Here is a 13,480-nt window from a genome sequence, read left to right on the forward strand (position 1 = left end):
ATTTTTTTCTGCTACAATATCAAATAATATTTTCCATAAATTACAAATTTCTTAAGAAGGCAAAAATATGTTTGATGAAAAAATAATCAATACTATGACAGATAAAGTAAATGAATTAATTGAAAAGTATAACGAAGTTTGCGAAGCCAATGAGGCTTTAAGAAATGAGCTTGTAAGCGTTAAAGCACAAAATGAAGCAAAAAGTAATCAAATCATGCGTTTAGAAGAAGAACTTAAATCTCGCAATATAGAAAGCGAAGATATTTATAAGAAAATAGAGGCTGTTCTTGGCAGATAATCTAAAACAAGTCATTGTTAATGTTAATGCAAAAGATTTCATTGTTAAGTGCAGTGAAGAATTTGCAAATTTTTTAGAAGATGATATCGCTTTGATTTCTGGCGGTACTAAAAAAATAGAACTTAAACGCTTTGTAGATGCGTTTGTTAAAAAAAGTTATGAAAATTATATTTTAGAAAGAGAACTTAAGAAACTAATAAAAGCAATCAATGAAGAACTCCCGACAAAATGAATAAAGCTTTTACTCTGCTTGAGCTTGTTTTTGTGATTTTGATTTTGGGAATTTTATCAAGCTTATCTTTATCTTTTATCAATACTACAAAAGATGAGGTTAAAATTTTAAAATTAAAAATGGACTATGAAATGCTAAGCTCAGCTCTTGCTTTAATGCGTAGTCAAATGAGACTTAAAAATTTAAATTTTCCAGAAATTTTAGATAATGCGCAAAACAATCAAGCCAAAGAAAAACTCTTTTATTGTTTAAATGATTGTGATTATTCTTTGCTTGATACACCTATTTATTCTGATTTTAAATCTTGGATAAAAATAGGTAAAAATCACTATAGATTTGCATTAAACGCCAAAGAGATGGTTGAATTTATTTATGATTCTAAAGAAGGTTTGTTAAAGTGTATAGGAAGTTCTAGATGCAAAGATCTGATATAAGATATTATGAACTTGCAATTTGTGGTTTGTATTTGGATAATTTAACTTTTCATAGTTTTGATGAAATCAAACCTTTAACACAAGTATTAGTGGATTTAAAAACTAAAAAAAACCTTAAAGCCATCGTGCTTAAAGAATGTCAAAAACCTGATTTTAAAACCGTAGAAATTAAAGAAATTGCAGGGTATTTTCTAACTCCTTTGCAGTTTGAATTGGCAAATTTTATTGTTTATTATTATGCTTCAAAACTTGGTTTTGTTTTGGGATTTTTTGAAACTAGTCCTAAGTATGAATGTCAAAAAATGTTTTTTAAAGATACCCCTAAGCTAAGCAATCAACAACAAAATGCCTTAAGTTTTCTTCAAAAAGAAAATAATTCCTTGCTTTTTGCTGATACGGGTAGTGGCAAGACTGAAATTTATATTTCTTTGATAAAAGAGTGTTTAGAACAGGGTAAGCAAGCTTTGCTTTTGATGCCAGAAATCGCACTTACTCCACAAATGAAAAAGCGTTTGGAAGTGTATTTTAAGGATAATTTTTTCCTGTGGCATTCTAAAATTTCAAAGAAAAAAAAGCAAGAATATTTAGAGCGTTTTTGCAAGGGAGAAGTGCTTTTAGTAGCGGGTGCAAGATCGGCTTTGTTTTTGCCTTTTAGAAATTTAGGACTTATTGTAGTAGATGAAGAACATGATAATTCTTACAAGGCTTCTAATCAGCCTTTTATCAATGCAAGAGATTTAGCACTTTTTTTGGGTCAAAAAAATAATATTAAAGTGGTTTTAGGTTCTGCAACCCCATCTTTAACGAGTTTTTACAAACAAAAAAGTTTTAGACTAAAAGGAACTTTTTTTGAGAGTAAAAAGCATTTTTTATATGATGAAAATGAGCTTGGTATAACGCCTATGCTTTTAAGTGAATTAGAAAAAAGTTTAAAACATCAAAAACAAGCTATAGTGTTTTTACCTACAAGGGCAAATTTTAGGCAAATCATTTGCAAGGATTGTGGGGAAACGATAAAATGTCCTTTTTGTTCTATTGCTATGAGTATGCATAAAAAGAAAAATGTTTTAAAATGTCATTATTGTAATTATACTTCTTTAATAGAGCAAAATTGTCCAAGTTGCAAAGGAGAAATGTTAGAAGCTAGAAAAATGGGGACTGCTGAACTTTTAGAGCTTTTGCAAAATGCTTTGCCTTTAGCAAAAATAGCAAAATTTGATAGCGATGAAATCACAAGCGTTAAAAAGCTTAATACTATTTTAAAAGACTTTAATGAAAATAAGATCGATATACTTATTGGCACCTCTATGCTTGCCAAAGGACATGATTATCATAGTGTGGATTTGAGTGTGATTTTAGGGCTTGATGAGTATTTGTTGCGTCCTAGTTTTAGAGCGAGTGAAGAAACTTTAGCTTTAGCTATGCAAGTTGCTGGTAGGGCAGGGCGTAAAGGTGAAGCAAGAGTGCTTTTGCAAACAAAAAATAGAGCTTTTTTTGAAAGGTATATAGAGGATTATGATGCTTTTTTAAAAGATGAGTTAGAAAATAGAAAAGATCTTTATCCTCCATTTAAACGCCTTTTAAGAGTTCTTATAGAAGATAAAGATCAAAAAAATGCACAAAAACTTTGTGAAAAATTTGTTTCTCAATTTAGAAATATCAAACAAGTAGAATTGATAGGCTATGGAATTTGTGGAGTTGAAATGCTGCATGGAAAATATCGTTTTTATTTATTACTTAGAAGTGAAAATTATAAAGCTTTAGTGGCAATTGAAAATTATATTTTGCAATTTAAAAATGTAAGCGCGGATATTGACCCTATTGATTTTATATGAAATCAATTTTTAAATCACTCATAAAATCAATTTCACACCAATTGCCATCAATTTCCACTGCTTTTGCGTTGTTGTATTTTTCAATTAAAGCCTGCAAAAAACTTGTCATATACATATTTTCGAAATTTTTATTATCATATAAAATATCTCGGTCAAGCATTTCATAAAAAGTAATAACTTCAGAAAGAAATTGATAAGAAAATTTAAAAAGTCCTATATATTGAGCTTCTATCTCATCATAGGCATTAGCTTTTTTTCCAAGTTCTATAATATAACCATTTGTCATCTTTAATGTTTCAGCATCTTCTAAAGGATTTATAAAGCGTTTGCTCCAAAGCTTACGCCAAGACTTATCAACTATTATAGCAAGTTCTTCTTTGGCATTTATAAGCTTTTGCACGCAATCTTGAAAATAAACAATATCCGCATAAGAAATAATCAAATCTTGTTTTTCTTCGATGCATTTTAACATAAAATCTTTAGCGCAAAAAAAAGTATGAACCATATTGGTTTTATCATATTTTGAATTAATAAAAAAATGCTCAATATCATATTTATTAAGATAATTTTTTAGCACATCGTTTAAATATCCACCCACAACAGCTATTTCATTTATACCTGCTGATTTTAAAGCTTCGATTTCATAATCTATTATTTTTTTATTCTTATACTCAACCATACACTTTGGTTGATCTTTTGTTAAAGGCATCAGCCTTGATCCAAAACCTGCTGCTAAGATAATTGCATTCATATTATTCCTTGATTAAACTAAACCACTCTTTTAAAATTTGAATATTATTAAGCCCATTTTCTCTTTCAATATGCCACATTATACCAAAAATATTTTCATACTTATGTTTAAAAGCTTCTATAGTATTATCTTTTGCTAAGCAAAGTTCTACAAGATCTTCACCTAATTTTTCAATAGCAAAATTATGAAAAGAATTACTTATAAATTTTTCTTTTGAGAAAAATACTTCATGTTTGCCTATATGATTTTCACAAGGACTTATATGACTGTTAAAATAATGAGCTATCATCTGAGCTCCTCTGCAAATTCCTAAAAGTGGTATTTTTTCTTTTAAACAAATTTCTATAACTTGCTTTTCGTATAAATCTCTCTTTTTAGATAAAACATTAGGACTATAAAAACTTAAATCATTACCACCGCTTAATATCACAGCTTTTATTAGATGTTTATAATGAGAAAAATCTATTTCATAGCTAAGAGGAAGAGGAGTAAAATTTTTAAATAAATCTTTATTAAATAATTTCCCCCAATCCAAAGCCAAACATTCTCTTTCTTCATGATAACTTTCGTTGCAAATAAGCCTTTGAGTAATACCTATAAACAAAATATTTGCTCACTTTCACATTCTATATTTATTTTTTTAGCTTTTAAATATTTTTCAAAATTTTCTTCTCCAACTCCTATAACAGCAGGCATTCCAAGTTCTGAGGCACGAATGGCCATATGTGAATTAGCACCCCCATAACATGTAATAAGTCCTGCTATATTTTTTGTAAATAAATAATCATATCCAGGATCTGCTGCATAAATTAAAACAATCTTTCCTTCTAAATCTTTATCATTTTCCTTCGCCGTAAATGCAGTAATGCTCTTTTGTGTAATAAAATTTGGAATAATACTATGATTATAAAAAGAAAAAATTTCATCGGCATTGCAAAGTAAAGAAGGAAGTTTTATAGCTTGTGTAAGTTCATATTCTTTTTTATTGCGATTAATTTCTTTTACAAACTGCTCTTTTGGATTTATAGAATAAAGACTAGAATAAAGATTTAAAATGCTTTTTATATCAAGATGAGCCAAATCTTCTTTTTCAATACCATAATATTTGCCTAATTCTTCTATATAAACTATAGCCTTAGAAAGCAATCTAGTGAATTCAAATTTAACAAGCTCTCTACCCTCAATAGCCTGCTTTAAAAAATCAAAAAATTCACAAGCATTAATCTCTAATCCATGTTCTCTAAGTAAAGCATTTAAAGCTTTTGTCTTTTCTTCTGAAAAAACAAAAGCTTTATCTTGTAAATAAACTTTACTATCTTTTTGATCCACATCAAAATAAAGTTCAAAATCTTCATCATATCTTGGAGATAAAATATTATAAGTTCCTGCTCTTAAGTGTCCAAAATCTTTCAAAAATTGATCTTTGTTGTGAAAATTAAGATGGTTTGTTTGTTTGCTTAAATTTTTACTCACTGTATTGAGTGAATTTAAAAAATCATCTTTTTCCTCTTTAGTTATAAAATCAATCTCAACTAAAGAATTTAAAAGTTGCATTGCTGCAAATGCAGCCCTAGCCACCCCAGCAAAAGGCAATGTTCCATAACGCTTGCATTCTTCAATAAGCCAATAAATTTTATCAATTAAAGAAAAATTAGAATTAATAATGCCATCATATCTTTCTTTTAGCTTATAAGCTTTTTGTATGTCTTTTAAATAAAGCCCTGATCTAGGATTAATAATCTTATTTGTAAGTTCCAATAATGAAAATTCTAATCTTTTGATTTCATTTTCATTAAAACCATGATTTAAAAGTTCCTCTAATTTTTTAGAACTATTAAAGTCATAACAAGAATAAACTATATTAAATTCAATCTTATCGTGCAATTCATGATTTTTATTAAGCTTATCTAAGTAAAAATTGACAAGTTTTTGCGCGATATTTTCATCTAATTTTTTTGGTATAAAAGAATTAAAAGATAATCTTACATCCACATAAGGAATGCCTAAAAAAGAATGGATTAAAGGATGGGATCTTAAATCTCTATAACCATAATTATCTCTTTGATATGCCCAGATATTATCTGTAATGATTTCTTTATATAAACTAAAAGCTAAACGCTTAGGTCTTAACCCTATGATTTCAGCTGGATTCCAATCAGGCATTACCCCAAAAATGGCTTTATCTCCCAAAACCCTAGATCTTGATTCTTTTAAAGACTCAAAACGTTTATAAAATCTATATAAAGCTTCTTTTGGTAAAGAGTGAAATAAATTATTTTTTTCATGCATAACCAAAGGACGCACTTGCAAGCAAAAAAGTTCTTCCTCATCATCTTGAATAGCAAATGCAAATTCAACATCTAAAAAACAACAGTCATATAAAACTTCTAATTCTTTTATAAGTTCTATAATTTTTTGAAGTCTAATATCTTTAAATTCTAAATAATCTCTGTAATGATAGTAAGTTTTTGCACTCTTACTACTTCCATCTGTAATAGAGCTATTTGAACCATTTTCATCATATTGAAGACAAAAATAAGGGGAAAAATTATCCTTATCAACACTAAAACCAACACCGCAAAGAGTAATGTTTTCAAGCATAGGTTGAACTAAAATTTCATCGCTTTTTGATGGCATAGAATTGGCAACTTCATATAAAGCTTTTAATAATTCATCTTTAGAATCAGCTTTAATATTTGCCAAAGAAAGAAAAGCGCCTGCATTGGAGTTTTTCATACTATCTTCACTTAAAGAAGAACTTCTTATAATGAGTCTATTAGCCTTTAAAGTTTGAATGCCCTGTAAAACTTTATCTTCATTTGATATTAATTCTTCAAGCGAAGTTAAAACCAAAGGTAGAACTTTTGCTTTTTTTAATTTTGTTTGTAAATTTTTTAAATTTTGTGCTTTGGTTTTAAATTTTAACTCCGCCATATTTTTCCTTAGTTTTATATTTTTTTAGCACTCCAACAACGAGTGGTATATTTTATGCTAAATTCCTTAGGAAGTCTTTGTGAAATTTTATCACTAATTTTATTAAAAAGTTCATTTCCTTCATCAGTCTCCAAATCCCAGTAAGGATTTTTAACACTCTTCCATGCATTAATATAATTTTCAATGCTTTGATGAAAATAAAAATCCTCTTCAATATAAACAATATTATCAAAAAGATCCTTTCGACTCTCTATAATTGGTCTTTGATCTTCTCTTCTTGTTCCCCTTGTATAATTTGGTACAAATTCTACAATAGTATCTTCAGCTATTTTTTGCACAGGATCGTTTAAATCCCTGTGATTCCACATACAAGAAAAATATCCCTCTGATTTTAATAAGCGATGCGCCTCTTCTAAGGCTTCATTTCTATCCATTACATTAAAACTGCTACCAAAAGTCACCCAATCAAATTCACTATTTTGAAGTGTTGAGTTTAAGCCTGTTGCCCTAACCCAATCAATCTTCTCACCTTTGGTTCTTTCTATCCCAATCTCACGCATCGCATCATTTGGTTCTACAGATACTACCCTACATCCTCTTTCTAAAAGCATAATGCTTAAATTTCCAGTTCCTGCACCGATATCAGCCACCTTGATATCTCTTTTTCCAATAAGACTAATTAGCATATCTATAGTTTTTGGAGCATAATTTGGTCTATAGCTATAAAATTTAGCATGCTTGGTATAATCCCACACTTGTTCTACTAGTTTTTGCATTTTGTTTCCTTTTTTTCATCTTTGACAAGCTTGATGAAAAAAAGGAGGTATTTTATGCTTTTCTAGCTGTCCATGCTCTTATTTTATAAGGAATCTCTATACTTTGCATATGAGAAATTTTAGCTTCTATCATCTCTAAAATTTCCTTCCATCTTTTTTCACCTGCTTGTGCTTGTATATCATTTACAGAATGCCAAGCTCCAAGATAACGCTCTTTATCCCAAAACTCTTTATAGTCGCACTCCATAAAAAAGCAGTCTGTGAAATCTCCTGTTGAAACAAGAATTTCTTCCCATTTTTTAACATTTTGAGTGCCACTGCTTACACGAGCAAGCTCTGGAACAATATGTTTAATCTCCTTTTCGATTTCATCAAAAACCGAACCCTCTACAATGTGGCGAGGATTCCAAATCGCAGTGAAATACCCCCCCCCTGTCAATATACGATTAAATTCTGGGAGAGATTTTTTAGGATCTGTCCAATGAAAAGAACTAGCCATGATGACCCAATCAGCTTGATTATTGCTCATGCAGGTTTCTTCACCACTTCCTTTGTGCCAAGAAATATTTGATAAATTTTGTGTAAATTTTTGCCCTTCTTTACGCATATTATCATTTGGCTCCACAGCACTAATTTGGCATCCAAACATTTCTCCCAGCATCTTAGTAAGTTTTCCAGTTCCAGCTCCTACTTCAACAATATTTAAATCTTTTAAATTTTTATTTTTATCATTGATACAAGCTACGAGTTTTTCAAGTAAAAATGGACTATAGGCAGGTCTGTTATGATAATGCTTTGCAACCTCTGTAAAATCTCCTTGTTTCATATTAATTCCTTTCTCTAATTTTAAACACAATTATATCTTTTTTTATTAATTTACAAATCTTTTGTCGGCGGAAAAATAAAATTTCCATTTGGAAAAATAAAACTTCCATAAAAGTGGAAATTTTATTTTTCTACAAACCTTAAACTTAAAATATAACTTTATTAAAATAAAACTAACAAAAAATTCGTTTATGATGTTCATCTTCTTTAACAATAGTTTTCATATCCAAATAATGCTTTACTATATATTTTGGAATGTTAAAGTCGTAATCAGAGTGCGGCTTTAAATCAAAACGATTAAAAGTTTGTAATTTTTATAATATTCCCTACTGTTAAAAAAACTATGTTCTACTATATTAAAAATTGATGTATCTTCATAAAAATTTGGCGGATAATATATATCTATACTTTCATCATCTTTTAAAAAAGTAAGTATTATATAAAGCTTCATTCAACTCATCACTCCTATGCATTGTTTGCATAGGAAAATAGCTTCCTTCTGGTATTTCATTAAAAAGAAGTCGATATAGTAGCGATAAGCTCTTAAACTTAATTTGCTTTTTATTTGAACGGGGTCCGAAAATTCGTGCAAATATCTCTTCCTAGATCGTATATATTTTTTAAAATATTCAGGAAGTTCACTTTGTCATTTTAAATATTTGAATATTTGCTCATAAACCTCTTTTAACAATCCAATATCATCACAATCTTTAACTGTATATGCCAATATTTTTTCATACTTGTTAAGCTTTAAAAAATCATTCCAAGTTACTGGAAAACATTTGTATAAAAATTCTTTTCTAGCAATCTCTTCATAATTAATTTGGCTAGTTTGAATTAATCCAGCTGTACAAGTTAATTCAACCTCAACATCTTTATTCTCTGGAGTTTTTATGGTAAAAATTTCGCGTGAGGTTATTTGAAATTTATTAAGTTCCAAGTCCTTATTTTGCTCTTTTTCTTTTTTAAAATTTTCATCAATTTTCTGCATTTTTTACCTATGCTCTTCGTTGATTTTTTGCATTTCCTGCTTATATTCATTCCAAATTTCTTTTAGCGGCTTATTTGGTGTTCCTTTTATTTTTCTATATAAATAATTACATAAAAGATTATTAATATTAGCAACACAATATTCACTTTAATTCCTTTAAATTATATAATAAAACGCAAAACTTTGCCTTGTATAATCAGCTCAACTTGCGAGTCTTTTAAGTCCAAACTATAGCTTTTATAATCCTTATTTACACTAATAATATCTAAAACTTTACTTATTGGATCTAATTGCATAAGTTTAACCATTAATTGGTTATCAAAATTTAAAATATACAATCCATCTCCTTGATACTTATGCGTTTCTTCAAAAACAACCCAGCTATCAGGTAAAAGCATTGGAACCATAGAATAACCATCAACTTTAATAGCTTTCACATTTTTAGGCGTTGTTTTAAAAAAGGCTTTACTAAGCTCAAGCATTTCACCTGTTTCATATCCTTCGAGCCCAATTAACTCATTGTCACCACTGGTAGAAGCGGAAACATTAAGTTTTGGTATTGAATAAAAATTAGCATCTCGCTGCAAGTTGTTAAAAAATATCAAAGGTAAATTTATGCTTTCTTATAATGATTGTGAGCTTATAAGAAAGCTTTATAAAGATTTTAATTTTAAGGAGTTGAAAGTAAGGTATTCTTTAAATAATAATGTTTTAAAAAGAAAAGAAAGCAAAGAGCTTTTGTTTAAAAGCTAAGAGAGTAAAAATGCTCTCTTTAATATTTAATTTTGTAAAAAATATGGTAAAGTACCTTTAAAATTAAAAGTAATTTAAGGATTTATTATAGAAAACAATTACACCAATTCTGATATTATTGCTATTGCAAATTCTTATTTAACCCATGCGACTGCAATTGTTACTATTGCTACTTTATTGACAGCTATTGTTGCCATAGGACTTACTATGTACTATAATCGAGATAGAAAAAAATTATTAAAAGAAGCAATTGATGTATTTTTGGATAAAATTATAGAAGATGAGGAATTACGCAATGATTTTATAAATAAAATTTTAAAAAATAGTGAATTTATGGAAGAATTTGAAAAAATGGTCGATTTATATAATAAATGATAAAATATCTATGTTAACAGATATCGAACAAGAAAAATCAACAAGAATAGGAGGTTTGGAATGACTTATAAAGAAATAAAAGATAAAACCCCTTATGAGATTTTAGATTTATTAGAAATGAAAGAACCGCCATTCAATCCGTTTGAAATTGCTCAAAAGTTAGGTATAAATGTAGTTAAAGATCTTGACCTTGATAAAATTGACACTGAGGGTCAAATTAGTATAGATGTAAAAGGTAAGCCTGTTATCTGGATAAATCCACTTAAAAATGAAAATAGACAGCGTTTTACATTGGCACATGAATTGGGGTATTTAACCAATGATATTTTACCTATTTAAAGCAAAGACGCTAAAAATTCTAAAGCTTCTTTGCTAAAATCTTTATTGCTTTCTTCTAGATACTCTTTATCTAAAATAGCTCCGTATTTTAATAAAAGTAAAATCGCTCCAAAATTATTATGAGTAATAGCATAAAATATAGGTTTATCTCCTATACATTCTTTAGTAGCACTCATGCCATTTTTAAGATATTCTAAAACAAGTTCGTTGTTATGATTGCTAATTGCGTTTATAAATCTTTTGCTAACACCATGTCTTATGTCTGCTGATACTCTATCCATCTTTATATCCTTTTGTATTGATGAGACAAGATTAGCTTCGTTTGACTGAATATGTGCTGTTACATCTTAGAAAGTTCTCCAATTACCACACCAATTAGCAAAAAATCTCCATTTTTATAAAATATATCTTTATATAAAGGATGTAAAGAGTGTAAAATCACTCCATCAACTTGTTTTAAAACTTGTTTTATAAAAAGTCCATCTCTAGTATTAATCACACAAATGCTTTTATTCTTAAAAGTTTTATTTCTATCTATTACACAAATACTTCCATCTTTTATAGATGGCTCCATGCTTTCTCCATAGCAAGTGATAAACTCACACTCTTTACTACCAATTGATCTTTGGGAGAGCTTCCGTAAAAGAAATAATTTATACTTATATTTCTTTCTTGTAAAAAATTGAGTATTTGTGGATAAGGAATGGGGTTTCTAAACTTCATTCTTTAGCTATATTTTTTGTTTTTAAATATCTTTTACCTTCACTAGCAAGTATGTCTTTTAATTTTTCGATTACTTCTTGCATTTGCATTTTAAATCCTTTAATTTTAATTTCAAAGAATTTAAACATAAAATTACAAAAAGTAATTAAAATATTTTATTTTGAAAAGTTGATTTTTTAAGTTAAAATTATAAGTTTATAAATAAAAATATATTTAATTTTGCATTAGAAATCAAAGTTAAAAAATAAAATCAAAAATAAAAATAATTTTTAAATAAATTAAAGTAATCTTAGTCTATTATAAGCTTACAAAAACCAACTAAATGTTTAAGTTTTATATGTAACTATCCTCCAAACCTTAAAGCTATAGATAGTTACATGGTTAAAAAACATAAGAATACTTTAAGTAAAAATGCAACTATCTTATAGGGTTAAAAACATTTTTGGGATATAAAATTAAAATCAAAACTCGTGTTTATCTGCCTTTTAAACAGCATTTAATCACTTTTTTTGGGACAAAACGGATATTTTGGGATATTTGGGATTTTTTACACTTTAAATTAGGAAAGATAAAAAGTTATTTTTATGAGCTTTAAAATCCTATTATTTGGTGGTTTTGCTAAAATTATTTAGGGATAGTTACATGTTCTTTTTAAAATACCCCTTACATCTTTTCCCTGAATATTGTCATCTAACTCTTGACGCATTTTTCAAATTCTTTATAGTATGTCCAAGAGTTAATTATATTGGGAAATTTTTGCTTTAAATGATTTAGATCATTTTCAAAAATATTAAAAAAAGTGTGAATAAGTGATTTATTTTTTATAAAATAATCTATTACATCTTTTTCTTTCATCATTTTTGATTCTGTTTCATCTATGGTTATTTTAATTTGATATAAAAAATCATACAAATAATGTTTAATTGTTGAAAATAAAAGATTGTTTTGTTCTAATTGCTTAAAATCATTTTTATTAATATATACACCCATATCATTACATAGGTCGTTTTTTATAATTTCTTGTATTATGTCTATTTTTTCATGATTGATATGTTTTCTGTCTAAAATTATGGGAATGCTAGAAGTTTTATCAATATTGAAATTTTTATTATTTTTAGGAGTATTAATATAAAAGGTGTTATTAATATCTTTAGAATTTGCATAGAGTGTGATAGGAAAAAGATAGCGAATATAACCTCTAAATTCTTTAATTTTAAATAAATCTAATTTATCTTTATGGGGGGGGGTAAAATTAAAATTTATAGCAAGCAAATTCATAGTATCAAAGGCCTTTGATTGACGGATTTCTTCCATATCAAGATAGTATACTTTGTCTTTGTTAAAATATTTTAATAAATAAGAGATGATAAAAACTTCTTGTTGTAGTTTGTTTATATCGATTTTAATTTTATGATTTTGATGAGTAAGATAGTCAATATAATAACGCCAATCATAAGTTAGATTAAATTCAGAGGGATAGTTTCTTAAAACTTTACTCCAATCTCTTCCCCAGTTATGCTTTAAAATTCCTATTGGATCGCGAACTCCGCAAATAATTTTAGAGTTAAAATCCAATAAAGATAGATATTTATCAAAATAAGGTAGATTAATTTCTGATATATTAATAGCATATTGAGTAATCGTATTGTCATTTAGACACATGTAATTAAGACAATATCTTTCTTTGGCATCAGGTGGTAAAACCCAGGAGGCAAAACAAGTTACATCGCAACATTGATTAAGATATCTTAAAAATGCTGCTGCTCCAACGCCATGTGGAGAAATATAGATAAATTTATAGTGTTTGGGTAGGGGTAAATTTAAATCCCAAGCTAATTCTGCACAATGTCGACTAGCATCTATTTCTATAAAATTAGGATTGATTAAAGGTGGATAAGGATGTTTTATTGATAAATATCTATTCTTAAATTCGCTAGAATTGAGCCAAGTGCAAATTGTTTCAATATTTTCCAAAACAAAGGTAAAAAATTTTTCATTATTCGAATTTTTTAAAGCTTGTAAAAGAATTTGGGCTAGGGTTGGAGTTAGGTTATTTTTTATATAGAGTAAAAGATTTTGCATATAACCTCTTTTAATTGTATTTAATTTATATATAATTCATAAATATTTAAATATCATGAAATTTAAATATATTATCAAAAATAAACTTTAATTAAAGCAATAAAAAGTTAAAATTTGATATTAAAATTTTTC

At 27.8% G+C, this 13,480-nt stretch carries 16 protein-coding genes and 2 pseudogenes; 7 read left to right on the forward strand and 11 right to left on the reverse strand.

From position 1 onward, the window contains the following. Nucleotides 1-67 precede the first annotated feature (67 nt). From ELQ11_RS03975 to ELQ11_RS03990, 4 genes are read left to right on the forward strand one after another with little or no spacing between them, the layout of a single operon-like run. On the forward strand, nt 68-298 hold the full coding sequence (locus ELQ11_RS03975; RefSeq protein WP_002852327.1) for a hypothetical protein: 231 nt from the start codon (nt 68-70) through the stop codon (nt 296-298). Then, nucleotides 288-530: a hypothetical protein gene (locus ELQ11_RS03980; protein ID WP_002854947.1), complete on the forward strand. Its 243-nt coding sequence runs from the start codon at nt 288-290 to the stop codon at nt 528-530. The genes ELQ11_RS03975 and ELQ11_RS03980 overlap by 11 nt, the downstream gene beginning before the upstream one ends. Then, nucleotides 527-964 carry a prepilin-type N-terminal cleavage/methylation domain-containing protein gene (locus ELQ11_RS03985; RefSeq protein ID WP_002852324.1) on the forward strand — a complete coding sequence of 146 codons (438 nt, stop codon included), beginning with the start codon at nt 527-529 and terminating at the stop codon, nt 962-964. The genes ELQ11_RS03980 and ELQ11_RS03985 overlap by 4 nt, the downstream gene beginning before the upstream one ends. Continuing rightward, nucleotides 946-2,799, forward strand: a complete 1,854-nt coding sequence (locus ELQ11_RS03990) for a primosomal protein N' (RefSeq protein ID WP_079463284.1) — start codon at nt 946-948, stop codon at nt 2,797-2,799. The genes ELQ11_RS03985 and ELQ11_RS03990 overlap by 19 nt, the downstream gene beginning before the upstream one ends. Here ELQ11_RS03990 and ELQ11_RS03995 read toward each other — a convergent pair. From ELQ11_RS03995 to ELQ11_RS04030, 8 genes are all read right to left on the reverse strand, one after another. Further along, entirely contained in the window at nt 2,792-3,550 is a 759-nt protein-coding gene (locus tag ELQ11_RS03995) for a CTP:phosphoglutamine cytidylyltransferase (protein ID WP_134225156.1), read from the reverse strand. The genes ELQ11_RS03990 and ELQ11_RS03995 overlap by 8 nt on opposite strands. Nucleotide 3,551: 1 nt before the next feature. Next, nucleotides 3,552-4,154 (reverse strand): gamma-glutamyl-CDP-amidate hydrolase, encoded by a 603-nt coding sequence (locus tag ELQ11_RS04000; RefSeq protein WP_052804305.1) that lies wholly within the window; start codon nt 4,152-4,154, stop codon nt 3,552-3,554. Beyond that, nucleotides 4,145-6,484 (reverse strand): PEP-utilizing enzyme, encoded by a 2,340-nt coding sequence (locus ELQ11_RS04005; RefSeq protein WP_070282748.1) that lies wholly within the window; start codon nt 6,482-6,484, stop codon nt 4,145-4,147. Before ELQ11_RS04005 ends, ELQ11_RS04000 begins: the two co-directional genes overlap by 10 nt. A gap of 14 nt (nt 6,485-6,498) precedes the next feature. Continuing rightward, complete coding sequence (locus ELQ11_RS04010; protein WP_072223823.1) at nt 6,499-7,260, reverse strand: class I SAM-dependent methyltransferase; 762 nt, start codon at nt 7,258-7,260, stop codon at nt 6,499-6,501. Between the two features lie 52 nt (nt 7,261-7,312). Next, on the reverse strand, nt 7,313-8,086 hold the full coding sequence (locus tag ELQ11_RS04015) for a class I SAM-dependent methyltransferase (RefSeq protein ID WP_052794818.1): 774 nt from the start codon (nt 8,084-8,086) through the stop codon (nt 7,313-7,315). Between the two features lie 282 nt (nt 8,087-8,368). After that, on the reverse strand, nt 8,369-8,536 hold the full coding sequence (locus tag ELQ11_RS10060; RefSeq protein ID WP_002877668.1) for a hypothetical protein: 168 nt from the start codon (nt 8,534-8,536) through the stop codon (nt 8,369-8,371). Nucleotides 8,537-8,731: 195 nt separating this feature from the next. After that, nucleotides 8,732-9,076 carry a hypothetical protein gene (locus tag ELQ11_RS10065; protein ID WP_171824254.1) on the reverse strand — a complete coding sequence of 115 codons (345 nt, stop codon included), beginning with the start codon at nt 9,074-9,076 and terminating at the stop codon, nt 8,732-8,734. 161 nt (nt 9,077-9,237) lie between these two features. Next, nucleotides 9,238-9,558, reverse strand: coding sequence for a S24 family peptidase (locus ELQ11_RS04030; protein ID WP_072223822.1), 321 nt, complete (start codon nt 9,556-9,558; stop codon nt 9,238-9,240). A gap of 106 nt (nt 9,559-9,664) precedes the next feature. On the opposite strand from ELQ11_RS04030, the pseudogene ELQ11_RS04035 reads away from it, so the two are divergent. The 3 genes and pseudogenes from ELQ11_RS04035 to ELQ11_RS04040 all read left to right on the forward strand — a co-directional run. Further along, nucleotides 9,665-9,829 (forward strand): annotated as a pseudogene (locus ELQ11_RS04035) (DNA adenine methylase); the annotation flags it as partial. A 207-nt stretch (nt 9,830-10,036) separates the two neighbouring features. Further along, a complete protein-coding gene (locus tag ELQ11_RS09915) occupies nt 10,037-10,204 on the forward strand; it encodes a hypothetical protein (protein WP_162298020.1) in 168 nt (55 codons plus the stop codon). A 60-nt stretch (nt 10,205-10,264) separates the two neighbouring features. After that, nucleotides 10,265-10,543, forward strand: coding sequence for an ImmA/IrrE family metallo-endopeptidase (locus ELQ11_RS04040; RefSeq protein WP_180371133.1), 279 nt, complete (start codon nt 10,265-10,267; stop codon nt 10,541-10,543). Here the strand turns inward: ELQ11_RS04040 and ELQ11_RS04045 are convergent. The 3 genes and pseudogenes from ELQ11_RS04045 to ELQ11_RS04060 form a co-directional block, all read right to left on the reverse strand. Continuing rightward, a complete protein-coding gene (locus ELQ11_RS04045) occupies nt 10,540-10,824 on the reverse strand; it encodes a hypothetical protein (protein ID WP_070261443.1) in 285 nt (94 codons plus the stop codon). The two genes, ELQ11_RS04040 and ELQ11_RS04045, sit on opposite strands and share 4 nt — an antisense overlap. 59 nt (nt 10,825-10,883) lie before the next feature. After that, a pseudogene (locus ELQ11_RS04050) lies at nt 10,884-11,355 on the reverse strand (S24 family peptidase). Between the two features lie 601 nt (nt 11,356-11,956). Further along, the gene (locus ELQ11_RS04060; protein WP_126230230.1) at nt 11,957-13,348 is read right to left on the reverse strand and encodes a DUF2972 domain-containing protein; all 1,392 of its coding nucleotides are present in this window, start codon (nt 13,346-13,348) and stop codon (nt 11,957-11,959) included. Nucleotides 13,349-13,480 lie beyond the last annotated feature (132 nt).

The organism is Campylobacter sp. US50a (genome assembly GCF_004379015.1).
Classification (GTDB): Bacteria; Campylobacterota; Campylobacteria; order Campylobacterales; family Campylobacteraceae; genus Campylobacter_D; species Campylobacter_D jejuni.

What these genes read in the sequence shown, in the direction of transcription:
- ELQ11_RS03975 (WP_002852327.1), top strand. Translation starts at nt 68, where the DNA reads ATGTTTGATGAAAAAATAATCAATACTATGACAGATAAAGTAAATGAA.
- ELQ11_RS03985 (WP_002852324.1), top strand. Translation starts at nt 527, where the DNA reads ATGAATAAAGCTTTTACTCTGCTTGAGCTTGTTTTTGTGATTTTGATT.
- ELQ11_RS03990 (WP_079463284.1), top strand. Translation starts at nt 946, where the DNA reads ATGCAAAGATCTGATATAAGATATTATGAACTTGCAATTTGTGGTTTG.
- ELQ11_RS03995 (WP_134225156.1), bottom strand. Translation starts at nt 3,550, where the DNA reads ATGAATGCAATTATCTTAGCAGCAGGTTTTGGATCAAGGCTGATGCCT.
- ELQ11_RS04005 (WP_070282748.1), bottom strand. Translation starts at nt 6,484, where the DNA reads ATGGCGGAGTTAAAATTTAAAACCAAAGCACAAAATTTAAAAAATTTA.
- ELQ11_RS04010 (WP_072223823.1), bottom strand. Translation starts at nt 7,260, where the DNA reads ATGCAAAAACTAGTAGAACAAGTGTGGGATTATACCAAGCATGCTAAA.
- ELQ11_RS04015 (WP_052794818.1), bottom strand. Translation starts at nt 8,086, where the DNA reads ATGAAACAAGGAGATTTTACAGAGGTTGCAAAGCATTATCATAACAGA.
- ELQ11_RS10060 (WP_002877668.1), bottom strand. Translation starts at nt 8,536, where the DNA reads ATGAAGCTTTATATAATACTTACTTTTTTAAAAGATGATGAAAGTATA.
- ELQ11_RS10065 (WP_171824254.1), bottom strand. Translation starts at nt 9,076, where the DNA reads ATGCAGAAAATTGATGAAAATTTTAAAAAAGAAAAAGAGCAAAATAAG.
- ELQ11_RS04030 (WP_072223822.1), bottom strand. Translation starts at nt 9,558, where the DNA reads ATGCTTGAGCTTAGTAAAGCCTTTTTTAAAACAACGCCTAAAAATGTG.
- ELQ11_RS09915 (WP_162298020.1), top strand. Translation starts at nt 10,037, where the DNA reads ATGTACTATAATCGAGATAGAAAAAAATTATTAAAAGAAGCAATTGAT.
- ELQ11_RS04040 (WP_180371133.1), top strand. Translation starts at nt 10,265, where the DNA reads ATGACTTATAAAGAAATAAAAGATAAAACCCCTTATGAGATTTTAGAT.
- ELQ11_RS04045 (WP_070261443.1), bottom strand. Translation starts at nt 10,824, where the DNA reads ATGGATAGAGTATCAGCAGACATAAGACATGGTGTTAGCAAAAGATTT.
- ELQ11_RS04060 (WP_126230230.1), bottom strand. Translation starts at nt 13,348, where the DNA reads ATGCAAAATCTTTTACTCTATATAAAAAATAACCTAACTCCAACCCTA.